A 17,323-nucleotide genomic window follows, 5' to 3' on the forward strand; every position below is an offset into this window, starting at 1 on the left:
CCGCTACCGGCTGCCGCCTGATTGAGGGGCGGTGCCGGCGAGCGGGGGGCTAAACGATTACCTCTCGGCAGTATTCAGAGTCCTTGGAATTGTGGGACCAGAAGAGTTGGAAAACGTCGGCAATATCAATTGCCTTTGCTAGGCCTGCTCTCCAGTTCTCACCCGAGCGGAGATTTTCAACGTCGATAAAAGTCTCATTCCCTAAAGCCTTCTGTGCCAAATCGTATGATTCGGCAACTTCACTATCTTGCCTTGAGTACGACACAAAGATTTTTTGATAAAGAGTCGATGTCTGACTGGATAGCTTTGCCTGAGCAAGAGAATTTCCGCTCATCTTGGGCGATTTCGCCCCGACAATTTCTATTGCACAATTGCGTATCATAGCGATTTCTATCCCAGCTACTTGAATTGAGAGATTAATTACGATCGTCTGTTCGGCTAATTCTTCTTTAGGTTCAAAAGAAAAAAGGAAGCGCTTATAACTCCCGTTCCATTTTTTTGTTAATTCGCTTGGCTCAAAGCAAACATCATCACACTGGGGAACGACTGAAATTGGTGTGTTAAGCGCCAGTGGAACATTATGCTTAGCGCGATTCGGTTTAGAACCTCCATCGCCAAGAGCATTCGAAAGCCCGCTTACATCGTTTTCTATGAGTGCTGTTAGCTTAGGCAAATGAGCATACACAACGAAGAGATAGTCTTTATCACAAACTGCTGTTCGAGGGTAGTATGCAGTGAGTGCGACCGTATCGCCTGCAGTGAGTGCGGAATTTCCGAACCCAGCGCCCCCCATGTCTCGCAATAGCAGTTTTACTCGCCAATTTATCCCTGCTAGCACGCTTGTGCCAATAGGTATATAAGATGCCACAAATCCAAGTGCTGCTCCTGCTACTCCTGCTACTCCTGCTGCTAGAGCATCACCAAAGGCTGAGCGCGCAATGCCCGCTATGGGGTGATGTTTTATTTTTCCCTCGTCAAGACGCTTTTCGTATAATCTTTGCAGCAGAATAACCAAACGTCTTCGGTGGACATTTTTCAGAAGAAGAGTGAGACGTTCCCACTCGTGTGGGATAATAGATCTGAGGATGGTCTCTTCTTCAACGAATCTACTGGCGATGTCTAGCAACTCATCATCGTCGTAAACATCAGGTGGGAAGCGGGATAGTTGCATGACAAGGTGCGCTAGAGGCTCTCGATAGCCGCGAGGGTTAAGAAGGCACAGCGATCGGCAAACTGCTATCCTGTCTCTAGCTAAGTCACGATAGGATTCTAGGGAATGGATATTATCGTTACTCATCGAAATAACTCCCTAATCGAGCAACTCTTAGAGCTTAGTTCGCTCGTCAAGTTGGTTATTGCCACAAAGGCGTCACAGGTACTTATCATAGCACCGCGTAGTCTTACCGCCAGCAATGTCTTATATTCTTGCTAGCAGACGGGTCGTCACTACGGAGAACTCGCGATCATTACCACATCATAGTAGAAGCCTACCGAAACGGCGCACGCCTTGCTGTTTGCTGGCGCCTGTCATCCTGTGAAATGACCTTTCACCAGGTGAAATGCCGGTCCCCAAAGGTATGCCGGCCATAGAAGGTGATGCCTAAAAAAGTTTGATTAGTTGGTCCCTAGATAGACATCAGATGCGTCACTCCGGTCTGCCTGAACAAGCGCCATTGGTCGCTGGGAATCGCCTGTTCGTCACCGATCGCCAGCGCTGCCAGAATGCCTCCGTAGGGCGCATCGGGCAGGACCTCGAAGAACGATCGGCGTATTCGTTCGCGCCAGCGCTCGATGACATAGTCAGGCCGCAAAATGAAGTCGTCGAGACGTTCTGCGACAGCGCGCGGACGCACGTAACCCGTCGCCCGCAGGCCGCGCTCGAAGAGCCAGGCCTCGTAGTCGAAGCCATGCGGGTTGGCGTTGCCGTGCGGACGTTTGAGGCGAACGGTGAAGCGCCAGCGCTCACCCGGACGAAGCGCCAGCTTTTCGCGCCACTCGTCCTCGAGAACGCCGTGATACCAGGAGAGCATGATTCGTTGCGGCAGTCGCGCGCCAGGCGCGTCGACCGACTCGACGTCAAACTCGAAGCGCTCGCCGCGCTCGAAGGCATGCGGCAGCACGGCGACCACTCCGACGATCTGCACATCGCGGCCCTCCCACTCGGCTGGCAGGTAGTCTTGCAGGCGATATTCGGCGAGCAGCACCGCCCACGCCAGGCCGAGCAGTGCGCAGAGCAGCGGCGACGCCACTCGTCCAAGCACGTTCCGATGGCGTCCGGGCCAGAGCAGGAGCGAGAAAGCCATGGCCAGCAAGCCGGCGACGAGCGGCCACTCCGGTAGCGTCTCCTGCATCTGGATGAAGCCAACGCCAAGGGCGAAGGCAATGATACTGATGCGCATGAGGCATTAGACCTGAAAATCCGGGTCGAGCGCGCATTTCCTTGGGCTGGCGCAAGGTCGACTGTAGATGGTCTCTATTGTCCTGCACGGAGAGCTTGCCGGCGCTCATGCGCGAGGATTCTTTTGCTACCATGTACGCAGGGGTATCGGCGTGGTGCTCTGCCGACAAAACGACCACGTCCTGTTCAGTGGAAAGCACGATCATGATCAACGAATTGGGCCGCTTGTTGGCCGTAAACGACTATCTTCCCCACGGCTATTGCCTCAGTTGGTCGCCGCCGCTGGTGTTGACTTACGTGGTCAGCGACATCCTTATTTTCCTGGCGTATTTTTCCATGCCCTTGGCCATCGGCCACTTCGCACGGCGGCGCAAGGACTTTCCCTACCGCTGGCTTTTGTGGCTGTTCGCCGCCTTCATCATGGCCTGCGGTGCAACGCACCTGATGGGCGCTATCGTCCTGTGGCAGCCGATGTATGGCCTGGATGCGCTGCTCAAGGCGCTTACCGCCGTCATTTCGGTGGTCACCGCCTTCGCCCTTTGGCCCTTGCTGCCGCATGCCCTGAAATTGCCCAGCCCCGATCAGTTGCGGCAAGCCAACCGGGATTTGCAGAGCGAGATCGCCGAGCGCAGGCTCGTCGAGGAAGCCCTGAGGTTGGCGATGAAGGCGGCGGCGGATAGCGCGCAGGAAGATCGAATGCTGATGGCGGCGATCGTCCAATCGTCCGGGGACGCCATCGTCGGTGCGACGCTGGACGGCATGATCACCAGTTGGAACCGCGCCGCCGAGGATATTTTCGGCTACCGTGAGGAAGAAATCCTGGGGCACTCGATGCTTCTCCTCGTTCCTCCCGAACATCAGAACGAAGAGGAGCAGATGCTCGCTACGATCCGGCGTGGCGAATCGATCAGGGATGTCGAGACGGTGCACGTCGCCAAAGACGGCCGCCGGATCGACGTTTCGCTCACCGTCTCGCCCATTCGGAACAAGGAGGGGCAGATCATCGGCGGTTCGCAGATCGCCCGCGACATCACCCGGCGCAACATGGCGGAAGCAACGCTGAAAGAAAGTGAGTCGCTTTTGCGTGCCGTTTTTGACCACGCCGCCGTCGGTATCGCCCAGGTATCGACCACGGGAAGGTTTCTGCAAATCAATCAGGAGTATTGCCGGATCATCGCTTATTCCCGCGACGAGGCCCTGTCGCAAGGACTTACTTTTCAGCAGATCACTTTCCCGGAAGATCTGCCGACCGATCTGGAAAACATCAACGCGCTGCTTGACGGCAGCTCCGATCGCTACGCCCTGGAGAAGCGTTACGTTCGCAAGGATGGCGGCATTGTCTGGGCCAGCCTCTCGGTATATCTGTTGCGCAACGACAGCGGTGCGCCTCTGTACCTGATCAGCGCCGCACAGGACATCACCCGGCGCAAGCAGGCCGAAACGGAGCGGCGCTCCGCCCTCGAGCAACTGACCCGCAGCAACAGCACACTGATAGCGCTCAACGAGAAGCTGGAGCAAACGCAGGGACAACTGCTGCAGTCCGAAAAAATGGCAGCCATCGGCCAGTTGGCCGCCGGCGTTGCGCACGAAATCAACAATCCCGTCGGCTTTGTCTATTCCAATCTCGGTTCGCTCAAGGAGTACCTGACCGGCCTGCTGCGACTGGTGGATGCCTACCACCGGGCAGCCAAAAGCTGTTCGCCCGGTGACCCGGTGCTGCAGGAAGCGGACCGTCTGGCGCGTGATTTTGACCTCGACTTCGTGCGTCACGATGCCATCGCGCTGCTCGCCGAGACGAAGGATGGCCTGGAGCGGGTCAAGTGCATCGTCCGTGACATGCGTGAATTCTCGCATTCCGATGGAGCGGAGTGGCAGACCGTCGACCTCCACAAGTGCCTCGACAGCACCCTGAATATGGTCTGGAACGAGCTGAAATACAGGGTCACCCTGGTCAAAGACTACGGCGATCTGCCTGATATTCACTGCTTGCCCTCGCAGTTGAGCCAGGTCTTCATGAACCTGCTGATCAACGCCGCTCATGCCATCGGCGAACGAGGGACCATTGCGCTGCGCACTGGCCGTGAGGCCGATACGGTCTGGGTCGAGGTCGAGGACTCCGGGGTCGGCATCTCGCCTGGCAACCTGGCGCATATTTTCGAGCCTTTCTTTACCACCAAGCCTGTAGGTAGCGGCACTGGCCTTGGCCTGGCGGTTTCTTACGGGATCATTCGGAAACACCAGGGGCATATCGACGTGCGCAGCGAACTCGGCCAGGGCACCACATTCCGCGTCATCTTGCCGATTCACTCGCCGGGACCCGGCGCACCATCAACTGCCGCTGCGCCGATCCTGGCTCATCCGCAGGGGGACCCATCATGTCGATGACTTTGAGAGATTCGCTGGCCCGCCATACGGTGGCGGAGTTGAAGGACCTGGTGAGCCACCTGCCGGGCGCCGGAAGCGCGGGCCGCAAGGACGAACTGGTTGAACGAATCGTCGGCACGCTGCTCGGCCCTGGAGTGCAGGCCATCTGGTCGGCCCTCGACGAGACGCAGAAAGCTGCCGTCGCCGAGGCCGTGCATCACCCGCGCGGTGAGTATTCGGAGCGATGCTTTCGCGCCAGGTACCTGCGCGTGCCCTCGTTTCAGGTAGCTAGTGCAAAATCGTCCGGCTATTCCGCGAGCAAGAGCTCGGCCCTGGCCCTGTTCCTTCACTACTCGCCTGATGAATCTTGCTATTGCGTTCCGACCGACCTCCAGGCGCGTCTGCAGGCGTTCGTGTTGCCGCCCGCACCGTTGAGCCTCCAGAGTTCCGAAACCCTGGCCGAGGACGAAAGCTTGACGATCCGCCTGACCGAGCGTGAAGCCTTGCAGGAAGTGGCGGTGATGTTGCGCACCATCGAACAGGCACGTGTTCTGGTCAGCGAGAAGACTTCGACGCCGGGCACCGCCACCCTGCGCTTGCTCAGCGAAAAACTGGCAGGGGGTGACTTTTACCCGTCGGTCGAGAAGAAGGAGCGATGGGGCCAGGAAATCGGCCCGATCAAGGCCTTTGCCTGGCCGATGTTGCTGCAGGCCGGCGGACTGGCGGTGCGTGTAGGAACTCGCCTGGTAATCAGCCCGGCGGGCATCAAGGGCCTGAGCATGCCGTCGGCGGAAGTGCTGCGCGGGCTTTGGCGAAAGTGGCTCAAGACGACCCTGTTCGACGAATTCAGCCGCGTTGACACGATCAAGGGGCAGAACTCCAAGGGGCGTGTGATGACCGCTGCCGCTCCCCGGCGCGCGCCGATTGAAGAGACTTTGCGCGACTGCCCGGTCGGCCGCTGGATCACCTTCGACGACTTCTCTCGCTTCATGCGAGCGTCCGATCGGCACTTTGAGGTGACTCACGATACCTGGAAACTCTACCTCTGCGAACGCCAGTACGGCAGCCTGGGTTTCAACGGATCGGGCGGCTGGAACATCCTGCAGGAACGCTACCTGCTGGCCGTCCTTTTTGAATACGCGGCAACGCTCGGCCTGGTGGATGTGGCTTACCATGATCCCGCCGACGCCAGGAATGACTTCAGCGACCTGTGGGGCACCGACGAGCTGTCCTTTCTGAGTCGCTACGATGGCCTGACCGCCTTCCGCGTGACGCCCCTCGGCGCTTACCTGCTTGGCCTCGAGGCCGCCTACCGGCCGCTGGCCATCGTCAGCAGCGTGGCCTTGTCCGTGTCGCCCGACCTGCGGGTAAATGTCGTCGCTGGCGCCCTCGCTGCCGAGGAAGCGCTGCTGCTCGAAAGCTGGGCCGTGGCGGAGCACGGAGGCTGGCGGCTGGATCGGGACAAAGCGCTGCTGGCCATGGAGAAAGGCCACGCCATCGCCGAATTGAAGGGCTTTCTGGCAAGCGCTCACGAACTGCCGCTGCCCGAGTCAGTGGATTCATTCCTCCAGTTCTGCGAGCGTAATGGCCAGGCGCTGAAGACGGTCGGCAGCGCCGTGCTGATCGAGTGCCGCGACACCGACATCGCCGATGAAATTGCCGGTCGCCGGGAAACGGGCTCACTGTGTTTGCGCGCTGGGCCAAGAATGCTGGTCGTGCGCAGCGACCAGGTGGACAAGTTTCGCGAGCGGGTTCGGCTGCTTGGCTTCGGCATGATGTCGTGAGCGGAGGTGGGCAATACGGGTGCCGTCAGTCCTTCGTCTCCTGGCCGAAGCGCTCCTTCCACATGCGAAAAGCGTCGCGGATCTCGTTTCTGAGGTGTTCATCGTCCCAGGGCTTGTTGAGGTACTTATATACCGCCCCCCTGTTGATCGCGTCGGTGACGACGCTGATCTCTGAATAGCCTGAAAGGACCAGGCGTACCGTTCTCGGATAGAGGGTCTTGACGCGGGCGAGCAGTTCGACGCCGGTCATCATCGGCATTCGCTGGTCGGTGAGGATCACCTCGACTTCCTCGCGAGCCAGGATGGCAAATGCAGCCTCGGCGCTGCCGGCGGCGAGCACCCGGTAGCCTTCCCGACGCAACAGCCGGTTGAGTGCCGAAAGAATGTTGGGTTCGTCGTCGACCAACAGCAGCGTGGGCAGGGCATCGCTCTTTCCGGCGCCGAAGTGGAGGCGTTGACCGCGGTGGCGCAGGGTGGCGATTTCATCGGCCGGCAGGGGTCGCGAGAAGAAATAACCCTGCATCTCGTCGCAGTCAATGCGGCGCAGGTATTGCATTTGTTCCTCGGTCTCGACGCCCTCGGCGAGGGTGACCTTGCCGAGCGTGTGCGACATGGCGACGATGGCCTGCACAATGGCGGCGTTGGTCGGATTGGTGGTCACGTCGCGGACAAAGGACTGGTCGATCTTGACCACGTCGATGGGAAAGCGCGACAGGTAGGCAAGCGAAGAATAGCCGGTACCGAAATCATCGAGCGACAGTCGCACGCCAATTTCCTTGAGGCGCTGGCTGGTGCTGGCGGCGACCGCCACATCGTGCATCATCGCTCCTTCGGTGATCTCGATCTCTAGCGCCCACGCGTCAATCCGGTGCGCGGCAAGTGCATCGCCGACGGTCAGGTGGAGATTGGCGAAGCGGAAATGACGCGCCGAGAGGTTGACGGCGACCTTGATCGACGGCAGGCCGGCGTCCAGCCATTGCCGCATCTGGCGGCAGGCCTCGGCAAGGACCCATTCGCCGATGGCGATGATCAAGCCGCTTTCCTCGGCAGCCGGAATGAAGTGCCCGGGTAGGATGAGACCTTTTTCTGGATGCTGCCAGCGTACCAGCGCCTCGAGACCGATGACGGCTCCTGTCTGCAGGCTGACCTGCGGCTGGTAATGAAGCAGCAGTTGCTTGCTTGCCACAGCCTGGCGCAACGCTGCGAGCAACTCCTGGCGGCCAGAATCCTCGTTGGCCAGCAGCGCGTTGTAATGGGCGACGCTATCGCCACCGGCGCGCTTGGCCATTTGTGTCGCACTGGCGGCGCGCGCCAGGAGCTCACCGGCCTGCTTGCCGTCGTCCGGAAAACACGCGATGCCGATCGACGAGCTGACCTCAAGCTCATGGTCATCGATGGTGAGGGGCGCGCGAATGGCCGCGAGCAGACGTTCCGAGACATCGAGGCCGTCGTCCAGCGACGGCGACTCAGGAACGGCGAACAGCAAGCCGAATTCGTCGTTACCGAGTCGGGCGACGATGTCGGCGTCGCGTACGGTGGCGCCAAGCCGACGTCCGATCTCGATCAGCAGGCGATCGGCGCATACGTGCCCGAGCAGACGGTTGACGTTCGCGAAGTCATCGATGTCGACGTGCACGACGGAGATTCCGGTCCCTTGATCGTCGGCGAGCAGGGCCAGTCGCGTCAGTTCGTTCATGAAGCCGGCACGGTTATGCAGTCCGGTGAGCGCATCGGTGCTCGTCAAAGCCTCCAGCCGATCTTCCAGTTCACGCTCTTTCGAGACTTCTTCGGCGATCGAGAAGTAGGAGCTGACGCATCCCTGGTCGTCGACGATCGGGGAGATGGTCATTCTTTGGCGATAGATCGCGCCGTCCTTGCGCTGATTGGTGAACTCGCCGGTCCACACCGTGCCGGCATGGAGCGCTGCCCACAACTCGCGGTAGGTCGCCTCGGGTGTCAGCCCGGAACGGAACAGGCGCGGCGAGCTGCCGATGAGATCCTCGGCGGAGTAGCCGCTGATCGCCGATGCTGCCGGATTCGCGAAGACGATCGACAGGTGGGCGTCAGTGATGATGATCGACAGCGGGTTGTGCTGCGCGACGTCACGAAAAAGCGCCGCGGCCTTCATGTTCTGGTGCACGCGCGTCACATCGGCGCCCACCACGCAGATCGGCGCGCGGATGGCATCGCTACCGGCGTGGCGTTCGAGCGACCACGAAATTCGGAACCGTTGGCCGCCGCTCGCGGTTACCGTCGTCGCGAGGGCGCCGAGGTAGCCGTACGCACCCACCTCACTGACCAGGGCCAGGAACTCCTGCGACTCGGTTGCGTCCAGTTTCAGCAGATCCGCCAGCGGCCACTGGAAAACCTGATCGAGGCGGTCGTAGCCAAGCAGGCGCAGGCAGAAGGCATTGACATAGCAGACCGCGAGTTGCGCATCGACGCGAATGACCAGCAGGCCAAGCTCATCGTGGAGCGCTTCGTGTGCGCTTTCGCCGCTCACGGGGTACCTCCTGCCTTGCCTGCTGCGGCGTCGGCGCGAAGCGTGGCTTCGCCGCTGGCGAGCAGCAGCGCGATCGTAGTGCGCAGATCGACGAGTCCCCGATGCTGGCGATCGACGAATTCGATAGCGGTGACGAAGTGTTCACTCCAGGGCATGAAAGCCATCTTCCTTGTTCCTTGAACTCCAACAAAAATCAATTGCGCTGCGCCGATGAAGTGCGGCCGTGACCACGTGAGGTCCCGGTCAGGCCGGATTACTCGGCAGAATCACCCTGAAAATCGAACCCTTACCGAATTCGCTGCTGACCTCGATATGGCCACCGTGCTGATGCACTATCCCGTAGGCCAGCGAGAGCCCCAGTCCGGTGCCTTTGCCGACTGGCTTGGTGGTGAAGAACGGGTCAAAGATCTTCTCCAGATGTTCGGGCTTGATACCCTTGCCGGTATCTGCCACTTCTACCCAGACGCTCTCCCGATCATGGCCGGTACGCACCGTGATGCTGCCGTGGCTGTCGATCGCATGCGCCGCATTGAGCAGCAGGTTCATGAACACCTGATTGAGTTGCGAAGGAAAACAGCGGATTTGGGCGATGTGGCCATACTCCCTGACCACTTCGGCCTTGTCCTTGAGTTCGTTCGACACCACATTCAGCGTGCTCTCGATCCCCGCTTCCAGATCGGCCCACTCGGGCTCCGAACCGTCCACGCGAGAGAATTCCTTCAGGTCCTGCACGATGCGTTTCACACGCTGCAAGCCGTCCACCGACTCGGTCAGCAGGTTGCCAATATCTTCGCGCAAAAACGCGGCATCGATTTCGTTCTTCAGCCGGGTGATATCGTCGAGCACGCCACTGGCCAGCGATCCTTCCACTTTCTCGTATGCCGCGAGCAGCCGGAAGATATCCTCGGCATAGCGCTGCATGGTCCCGAGATTGGAGTTGACGAATCCTATCGGGTTATTGATCTCGTGCGCCACGCCGGCCGCCAGTTGACCAATCGAGGCCATTTTTTCCGATTGCAGCAGCTTATGGTGGGTGTCTTCGAGTTTGTCGATCAGTTCTTCCTGATGCAGCTTCTCGGCCTCCAGAGTCGCGTTGGCGGTCTGCAGGTCGGCCGTACGTTCCCTTACTCTTTCCTCCAGCCTGGCGCGTGAATCGCGCAGCGCCTCCTCGGCCCGCGTCCTTTCGGTGATATCGTTATAGCCGAAAACTCGGCCGACGATGCGCTCGCCGAGATACTGCGGGCGCGATCTGCATTCGAAAACCCGGGCATCCTTGAGCCGAAAGAGGTCTTCGGTTTCGCTGCTGTCGGCAATCGCTTGCAAGCGTGTGCGACAGGCATCGTCCTCAACGACCTGCTGCACCATGAATTCGAGGATCGCCGAATCGTCCCGGTCGAGCAGCAGGTCCTCGGGGATCTCCCACATGCTGCTGAACAGACGGTTCATGCTGGCGATTCTGCCCTGCCAATCGATCACCAGGATGCCATTGCCGGTCGATTCCAGCGTTGCCCGCAGTTGCGACAGGGTTTGTTCCAGAGCGTCCTCGACCTTGCGCTCGTGCTGAATATCCCTCGCCTGGACAAGCAACAGGGGCGTCCCGTGATGATCAAGCATGCGAACGGATTTCGTGACCGTCAGCAGGGAACCATCGGCGCAAAGATAGAGCCCCTCCTGGCCGTCAATGTCCTGATACTGACCGTTGCGAACCTCTTCCCAATAGAAGACGTCCTGCAACGAGCTTTCGATGTCCGTGATGGTCATCGCCGCCAGTTCCTCGCTGGCATAGCCGAGTGTCTGCTCGACGACCCGATTGGCCACCAGGATGCGCAAATGGCCGGGCTCAACCAGGAGCATCATGTACGGGCTGTAATTCAGCATCAATTGCTCAAGGCTGCTCATCGGGCGAATGTTTCCTGTCCGGGCTGGCCGGCATCAAAATAATAGCTGACCCGCTTGCGTGGACTGAGGTAGTTGTAAACTTCCCCCGGCACTTGTGCCGGCCTGACCGGCTTGGCAATATTGACGTGCGTTTCGCGCGCCAGGTCGACCAGCAGCGCTTCATGTTGGGGAATCTTCGCGTCGTAGATCAGGATCATCGGTTTCATCGGCTTGTCCGTATTGACGGTCGCGACCATGCCGATGACGCCATTGGAGAGTTGCACGATCGTCCCTGGCGGATAGACGCCAAGACAACGGATGACCACCTTCAGCAGCGTTGGATCGAATTTGCCGCGCAGTCTGGCGAACATCACCGAAAGCGCCTCGTGTGGCGTCAGGGCATCGCCGATATTGAGCGGATTGCACAGCTCATCGTAATGGTTGGCAATGGCCACGATGCGCGAGAGCAAGCCGATCGACTCGCCCATGAGCTTGTCGGGATAACCCGTACCATCATAGGATTCGTGGTGCGCTCGGATGATGGCCAGGATGGCCGGGGCAAACTTCAGTTGCTGGCCGATGGCCACGCCGTACTGACAATGCATCTCGTACAAGTGGCGCTCGGCCGGCGTCAGTGCGTCCGTTTTCCTGAGAATCCTGCTTGGGATATCCCGCCTCCCGATATCGTGAAACAGCGCCCCCATGCCCAGTGCGCCAACCATCTCTTGCGGCAGGTGGAGTTCGCGCGCCATCATCAGCGACAGCATGGTGACGTTCAAGGCATGAAAATACAATTCCTCACCGCCCATCTTGTCGCCCATGACATGAATCGCAAGTTCCGGAGCACACAGGATCGACTCGGCAATCTGGGTCACCAGTTCCGTCGCCTGGCGTACGGCCTCCGTCGGCCGGGCCAGCAGATTCTTCTCGATGTCGCGAATGGTTTGCGCTGAATTGATAAAGGCATTCTCGATGCGCGCTGCAGTCTCGCGCTGCGCCTTGATCTGTTCCGTCATGACGTTCTTGGCGGCGAGCGTCGACGTGATATCCGGCCTGGCTTCGGCCGGCGGATCGGTCGGCAGCGCCGTCTGCGGTGGCGGAGCGATGTCGCTCAGCGCCGGGTCGTAGCGAACGGTCTTCAGCCCCAGGCTGCGGATGGTCGCGATCTGCTCCGTGGAACTGATCTTGAAACGGCTGAAGGGGAAGGGATGTTTCAGCCAACCGAGTTCGAGGTCGACATACATACCGACCTGGAGTTGATCGACGGTGATCCGGGGAAGATCGGGAATCATGAAGTGGCCTCGTTTACTCGCCCGCGCCGCCAGCGTAGACCACGGCGATGTCGGCCAAAGATCCGATCAGCCAGCAGCACGAACGAGGAATCCTGGTCGAGCTCGAACATCGCGGTCCGCGATCAGTCGTCGACCAGCGTTTCGTCAATCAGCACAGAGCCGTCTGGCCCCCAATTGACGTAGGTGATGCCGGGTTCCTCGGCTTCGAGCCGGCAACGTTCTACTTGCTCCGCGGTCAGGCTGCCCTGCGCAAGGCGCATCTGGTTGGCGAGATGCTGGTTTTCCAGCGTCGCGTCGCGCAGGGCAAGCGCCTGGCCGATGGCCGAGATCAGCTCGTAGTCGTTCCAGGGTTTGGCGATGAAGCGGGTGATCTGCGCCTCGTTGATCGCCCGGATGAGCCCATTGAGATCGGCGTAGCCGGAGAGAATCAGGCGTGGCGCACCCGGCTGCAGCGCGCGAAACGCCTGCAGGAACTGAACGCCGTCCATTCCCGGCATGCGGTAGTCGGACAGGACCAGGTCATACGCTGTGTAGCGCGCTTTCTTGAGCGCCTCGAACGGATCTTCGCAGCAATCGACATCAAACCGGTCGCTGCGCCCGGCGGCGCTGCCGGGCGCGAGCAGCAGCAGCCGACGCAACGACTTGAGGATCGAACTTTCGTCATCAACGATCAGGATGCGGCTCATGGGGACCTCCGATACGGGTTCGTCACTTGCGGTCGGGGCGGATGTGCAGTGGCGGAATCGGACCTTCGCGCCGCGCGTATTCCTGAATCTGGCGGATGACAACAGCGTCGAGCAGGTAGTCGGCGGCAAGCAGCAAAGCGCCGTCGCGGCCGGCGAGGTCACGCGCAAGGGCCATCCCCGGCCTGAGTTCTGCGGCCGTGACCAGGATATCGTGCTGGCTTTCGTGAGAGGCTCCGCCGAGCATGTCGAGGAAGGCGTCGACCACACTCGCGTCGTAGCGCTTGCCGCGCGCCTTGACGAGCATGCCCTTGGCCTCGCTTTCGCTCAAGCGCTTGTCGTAGAGGATGCCGCACTGCAAACCGTCGTAATCGTTGGCCACCGCAAGGATGCGCGCAGCCAGCGGAATGCTCAGTCCCTGTCGTTTTTCAGGCCAGCCTTCGCCGTCGAAGCGCTCGTGATGCAAGCGGATGGTCAAGGCAACGTCCTTGAGCTGGTCGAGTGGCATCAAGGCCTGCTCGCCGGCCAGGGCGTGTTTGCGGTAGCGACTGAGTTCTTCGCCGGCCATACGTGATACGGGCTTGGTCAGCAACTCGTCGGCAAATCCGATCTTGCCGATGTCGTGTAGCAGGCCGGCAAGAAAAATGTCCTGCTGTTCCCGCCCGTCCATGCCCATTTTCTCGGCTGTGCGGCGAGCCAGGTCGGCAACCCGGCGTGAATGACCGGCGACCGCGCCACCACGCATCTCGATCAGCCCGGAGAACATCTTGACCGAGACGATGAAGTTCTGCTTGAGCTGCTGGTTGGCCACGCTGAGGAGACTATTGACGTCTTGAATCTCGGCGGTACGTTCACGGACGCGTTGTTCGAGATCGGTGTTGAGACGCCACAACTCGTCGTTCTGCGTCTGCGTCAGTGCCAGCAGACGGATGTTCTCGGCCTTCAAGCGCGAGCGCTCGAGCGCGTCGCGGATGGTCAGCAGCAGATCGTTGTCGTCCCACGGCTTGGCGATGTAGCGGTAGATCTCGCCGCGGTTGATGGCAGCAATCGTCGAAGTGACGTCCGAATGTCCGGTGAGCAGAATGCGCGACACCTGCGGCCAGCGCTTGCGAGCCTCTTCGAGGAAGCGTGCGCCGTCCATTTCCGGCATGCGCATGTCGGAAATGATGAGGTCGATGTCTTCGCGAGCGAGAACCTCGAGGCCAGCGGCGCCGCTTTCGGCGGTGTGTACCCGGTAGCCACTGGGGCGTAGTAAACGGCGCAGCGAAGACAGGATGCTCGCCTCGTCGTCGACCAGCAGGAGCGAAGGTGGCCGGTCGGTTGCCGGCAAGCTTGCGCCGGGATTCGGGGCTGTGGAATCGGTCATGGTGAACTCACTACGCTGGGGTGGCTGCCGTCTATCGGCAGGATGATCCGGTATTCGCTTGCCAGCACATCCCGCTTGAACAGGGCCGCTGCGCCAAGGACCAGGCCCATGCTCAGGATGCCGCCGCCAAGATAGCGCGAGAAGGCCTTGGCGCGCGCCTTCGCAGCCTGCGACACAGCGCGGCGCTGCAGCGATTGCCGTGGCGATGCAGACGGGCATGGCTCAGACATGGTTCCAAGGTTCCCTGGTCGGCTCGCGCGCCCCGGCAGGCGGCAGCGGCTGCCGGCGCGCTGTGCCGGACGCGAACGCGTGATGGTGCTTGAGCAGCCAAGGATAAGCCCGCCGCAGCAAAAAGGCCAGAGCACGGCCCACCATTGCTTGATTTATCCCCGTCGCGTAGTATCCATCAGGAGGTATTTCGCGGGCGCCATGATGAGGGTGTTGGTAACCGTATCCTGCCAGAGATGGCCGCTCGTGTTTTCCGCTATCGCCGCCAGCCACGGAAAAATCAGCCCTGCAATACGCGTTGTGCAGGAGGCTCACCTGAATTGGAAAGCACTACCCCAACGTTGAAGCTGAGTATCCGCCAAGGATTGCTGCTCTTCATCACGCTCGCCAGCCTGATCCTGGCCGGCGTCGCCGGTCTCGGCGTGTGGGGCACATGGCGCGGTCAGGAGAGTTTGCGCGAGGTGTTGACCGAGGAAGTCTACGCAACGCAGCAGCTTGTCGAGGTCTACACGCAACTCACCAGCATACCCGCGCGGATGTACGGGGTGCTCAACGGCGATACCAGCGCCGTCGGTGCTCGCAGCCACCTCGTCGGCGCCCGACGTGACCTTGCGCTCGGCTGGCGACGCTATCGCGCAGCGCTCGCCGACGGAGCAGACGAAGAAGAGAAGACGCTGATCGCGGCGATTGATCCGCCGTTGAGCGCTTTGCCGGCTTTGCTGGACCGCATCGACCATCTCCTTGCTGTCGACGACCGGCCGGCGATCGCTGCGCTCCTCAGCCAGGAGTGGTGGGACATCCGGTTGCAGGTCATGGCGCCGCTCAGCCGGCTGATCGAGCTTGAGCAAAGCCACGTGGAGGTGGCCTACGCTGTGGCGCAAGGCGTCTACCGGCAGACATTGATTGGCCTGGGGCTGCTGCTCGCCGCCGGCATGGCGATCTTCTTCGGTTTTTCACGCCGCATCTTCGACCATGTGATGACCAGGCTCGGCGTGATCGAGGACGCTTTGACGCGGATCGCCGCCGGCGACCTCGAAACGCGCATCGGCGGCAGCCACAGCGGCGAGTTCGGGCGCATCGTCGGCGCGCTCGACCGGACGGTCAGCAGTCTGCGCGCGGACCGCCAGGCGTTGGAGATCTTGCAGCAAGGCCAGGCCTCGATCCTCGAATCGATGGCCGAGGGATTGTACGGCACCGACGCCGAGGGCAGAATCACTTACGCCAATGCGGCGGCGGAACACCTGCTCGGCTGGAGCGCTGGCGAAATGCGCGGCCAGTTCGCGCACCAGATGTTCCACCACACGCGAGCCGACGGCACGCCTTATCCGGTCGAGGATTGCCCGATACATCGCGCCTGCTTGACCGGGCAGCCGTGCCGTTCGGACGACGAGTTGTTCTGGCGCCGGGACGGCAGTAGCTTCCCGGTCGAAATGGCCGGCGCGCGGATCGGCACCCCCGAGCGCACCGTCGGCAGCGTCGTCGTTTTTCGCGACGTCACCGATCAGCGCTCGGCCAAACTGGCGCTACGCGCCAACGTCGAGCGACTCACGGCGATCAACCGTCGCCTGGAGGAAACACAAAGCCAGCTCCTGCAGTCGGAGAAAATGGCGTCGATCGGTCAACTGGCGGCTGGGGTGGCGCACGAGATCAACAACCCCGTGGCCTTCGTCAATGCCAACCTCAGCAGTCTCAGGTGCGAAGTTGGCGACCTGCTGCGAGTTCTCGACGCCTACCAGGCGGCCGACCCGATCCTCGCGGCGCATCCGGCAGTGATGAAAACGATTGCCGCGGCCAGAGACGCCGCCGAACTCGACTACCTGCGGGCGGACATAGGCGCACTGATCGATGAATCGCTCGACGGCATGCAACGCGTCCGCAAGATCGTCCAGGACCTCAAGGACTTCTCGCGCGTCGGCACGGCCGAGTGGCAGTTCGCCGACCTCGAGGACGGACTGGACAGTACGCTCAACATTGTCTGGAACGAAGTCAAGTACAAGGCACTGGTGGAGAAGGAGTACGCCGGCTTGCCCAAGGTCGAATGCATCGCGGCGCAGATCCACCAGGTCTTCATGAACCTTCTGGTCAACGCTGCCCAGGCGATCGAAAGCCACGGAACCATCACGCTGCGTACGGGTTTCGCTGGCGCCGAGGTCTGGGTCGAGGTCGAGGACACCGGCCAGGGAATTCCGGCGCATGAATTGAGCCGCATCTTCGATCCCTTCTTTACCACCAAGCCGGTCGGCAAGGGAACCGGGCTCGGCTTGTCGTTGGCTTACAGCATTGCGCAGCGACACCGGGGGAGGATCGAAGTCAGCAGTCAAGTCGGTGTTGGTTCACGTTTTCGTCTTGTGCTGCCGGCCATGCGGGTGCAGGCCGAGGTGTCGGCCAGCGGTGAAGCCACGGGCTGAGCAGGATTGAAGGCCAGGGAAGGAATTCCTCGGGTGACCAATCTTTCGGTATGATCGCCCTGGCTCAGGAGCACAATCTTCTCGCGCAGGGTGCGCACTTCGGGAATCCGATCGAGACCCAGTAGCTTGCCCCACTCGCCAGGCGCACACGAGCGCAGGGACTCGACCGATTCCAGTCGCGCCAAGGCCATGAAGGCGATCAACATCAACATACCGTCGATCCCGTAGTAACCCGGTGGCAGCGTCAGCTCCTCACCTCCTTCGAGCAGCCCCACTGCCAATAAGGCGGGTAGCGCAAACAGCACCCCTCCCCGCGGCACGTCGACGGCCGCCTGGAAGTGGGGAGCGACCGCATTCAGCCCGCCCACGCTGGCCGCCACCCGGGCTTCCAGCTTCCGGTTCGGCACGAACCGACCGCC

At 60.8% G+C, this 17,323-nt stretch carries 13 protein-coding genes; 3 read left to right on the forward strand and 10 right to left on the reverse strand.

Annotated elements, in window-relative coordinates:
• Nucleotides 1-49: 49 nt before the first annotated feature.
• Together ACCAA_RS17850 and ACCAA_RS17855 are read right to left on the reverse strand one after the other, a co-directional pair.
• Nucleotides 50-1,297 (reverse strand): toll/interleukin-1 receptor domain-containing protein, encoded by a 1,248-nt coding sequence (locus ACCAA_RS17850; RefSeq protein WP_186408607.1) that lies wholly within the window; start codon nucleotides 1,295-1,297, stop codon nucleotides 50-52.
• A gap of 328 nt (nucleotides 1,298-1,625) precedes the next feature.
• Nucleotides 1,626-2,399: a ComEC/Rec2 family competence protein gene (locus ACCAA_RS17855; protein ID WP_186408608.1), complete on the reverse strand. Its 774-nt coding sequence runs from the start codon at nucleotides 2,397-2,399 to the stop codon at nucleotides 1,626-1,628.
• 203 nt (nucleotides 2,400-2,602) lie between these two features.
• On the opposite strand from ACCAA_RS17855, the gene ACCAA_RS17860 reads away from it, so the two are divergent.
• Together ACCAA_RS17860 and ACCAA_RS17865 are read left to right on the forward strand one after the other, a co-directional pair.
• Entirely contained in the window at nucleotides 2,603-4,783 is a 2,181-nt protein-coding gene (locus ACCAA_RS17860; RefSeq protein ID WP_186408609.1) for a PAS domain-containing sensor histidine kinase, read from the forward strand.
• On the forward strand, nucleotides 4,774-6,546 hold the full coding sequence (locus ACCAA_RS17865; RefSeq protein WP_186408610.1) for a hypothetical protein: 1,773 nt from the start codon (nucleotides 4,774-4,776) through the stop codon (nucleotides 6,544-6,546). Before ACCAA_RS17860 ends, ACCAA_RS17865 begins: the two co-directional genes overlap by 10 nt.
• Before the next feature lie 25 nt (nucleotides 6,547-6,571).
• Here ACCAA_RS17865 and ACCAA_RS17870 read toward each other — a convergent pair whose 3' ends face one another.
• The 7 genes from ACCAA_RS17870 to ACCAA_RS17900 all read right to left on the reverse strand — a co-directional run bounded on the left by ACCAA_RS17870 (nucleotide 6,572) and on the right by ACCAA_RS17900 (nucleotide 14,498).
• On the reverse strand, nucleotides 6,572-9,049 hold the full coding sequence (locus ACCAA_RS17870) for an EAL domain-containing protein (RefSeq protein ID WP_186408611.1): 2,478 nt from the start codon (nucleotides 9,047-9,049) through the stop codon (nucleotides 6,572-6,574).
• Entirely contained in the window at nucleotides 9,046-9,213 is a 168-nt protein-coding gene (locus ACCAA_RS17875; protein WP_186408612.1) for a hypothetical protein, read from the reverse strand. Before ACCAA_RS17875 ends, ACCAA_RS17870 begins: the two co-directional genes overlap by 4 nt.
• Before the next feature lie 79 nt (nucleotides 9,214-9,292).
• On the reverse strand, nucleotides 9,293-10,948 hold the full coding sequence (locus tag ACCAA_RS17880) for an ATP-binding protein (RefSeq protein WP_186408613.1): 1,656 nt from the start codon (nucleotides 10,946-10,948) through the stop codon (nucleotides 9,293-9,295).
• Nucleotides 10,945-12,219 (reverse strand): cyclic di-GMP phosphodiesterase, encoded by a 1,275-nt coding sequence (locus tag ACCAA_RS17885; RefSeq protein ID WP_186408614.1) that lies wholly within the window; start codon nucleotides 12,217-12,219, stop codon nucleotides 10,945-10,947. Before ACCAA_RS17885 ends, ACCAA_RS17880 begins: the two co-directional genes overlap by 4 nt.
• Nucleotides 12,220-12,341: 122 nt before the next feature.
• On the reverse strand, nucleotides 12,342-12,905 hold the full coding sequence (locus tag ACCAA_RS17890) for a response regulator (protein ID WP_186408615.1): 564 nt from the start codon (nucleotides 12,903-12,905) through the stop codon (nucleotides 12,342-12,344).
• 22 nt (nucleotides 12,906-12,927) lie between these two features.
• Nucleotides 12,928-14,268, reverse strand: a complete 1,341-nt coding sequence (nosR, locus tag ACCAA_RS17895) for a response regulator c-di-GMP phosphodiesterase, NosR family (protein WP_186408616.1) — start codon at nucleotides 14,266-14,268, stop codon at nucleotides 12,928-12,930.
• On the reverse strand, nucleotides 14,265-14,498 hold the full coding sequence (locus ACCAA_RS17900; protein WP_186408617.1) for a hypothetical protein: 234 nt from the start codon (nucleotides 14,496-14,498) through the stop codon (nucleotides 14,265-14,267). Before ACCAA_RS17900 ends, nosR begins: the two co-directional genes overlap by 4 nt.
• 318 nt (nucleotides 14,499-14,816) lie before the next feature.
• Between ACCAA_RS17900 and ACCAA_RS22630 the strand changes: the two genes are divergently transcribed.
• Nucleotides 14,817-16,904 carry an ATP-binding protein gene (locus tag ACCAA_RS22630; protein ID WP_186408618.1) on the forward strand — a complete coding sequence of 696 codons (2,088 nt, stop codon included), beginning with the start codon at nucleotides 14,817-14,819 and terminating at the stop codon, nucleotides 16,902-16,904.
• Here ACCAA_RS22630 and ACCAA_RS17910 read toward each other — a convergent pair.
• Complete coding sequence (locus tag ACCAA_RS17910) at nucleotides 16,814-17,311, reverse strand: putative transposase (RefSeq protein WP_186408619.1); 498 nt, start codon at nucleotides 17,309-17,311, stop codon at nucleotides 16,814-16,816. The genes ACCAA_RS22630 and ACCAA_RS17910 overlap by 91 nt on opposite strands.
• Between the last annotated feature and the right edge of the window lie 12 nt (nucleotides 17,312-17,323).

Source organism: Candidatus Accumulibacter aalborgensis (assembly GCF_900089955.1).
Classification (GTDB): Bacteria; Pseudomonadota; Gammaproteobacteria; order Burkholderiales; family Rhodocyclaceae; genus Accumulibacter; species Accumulibacter aalborgensis.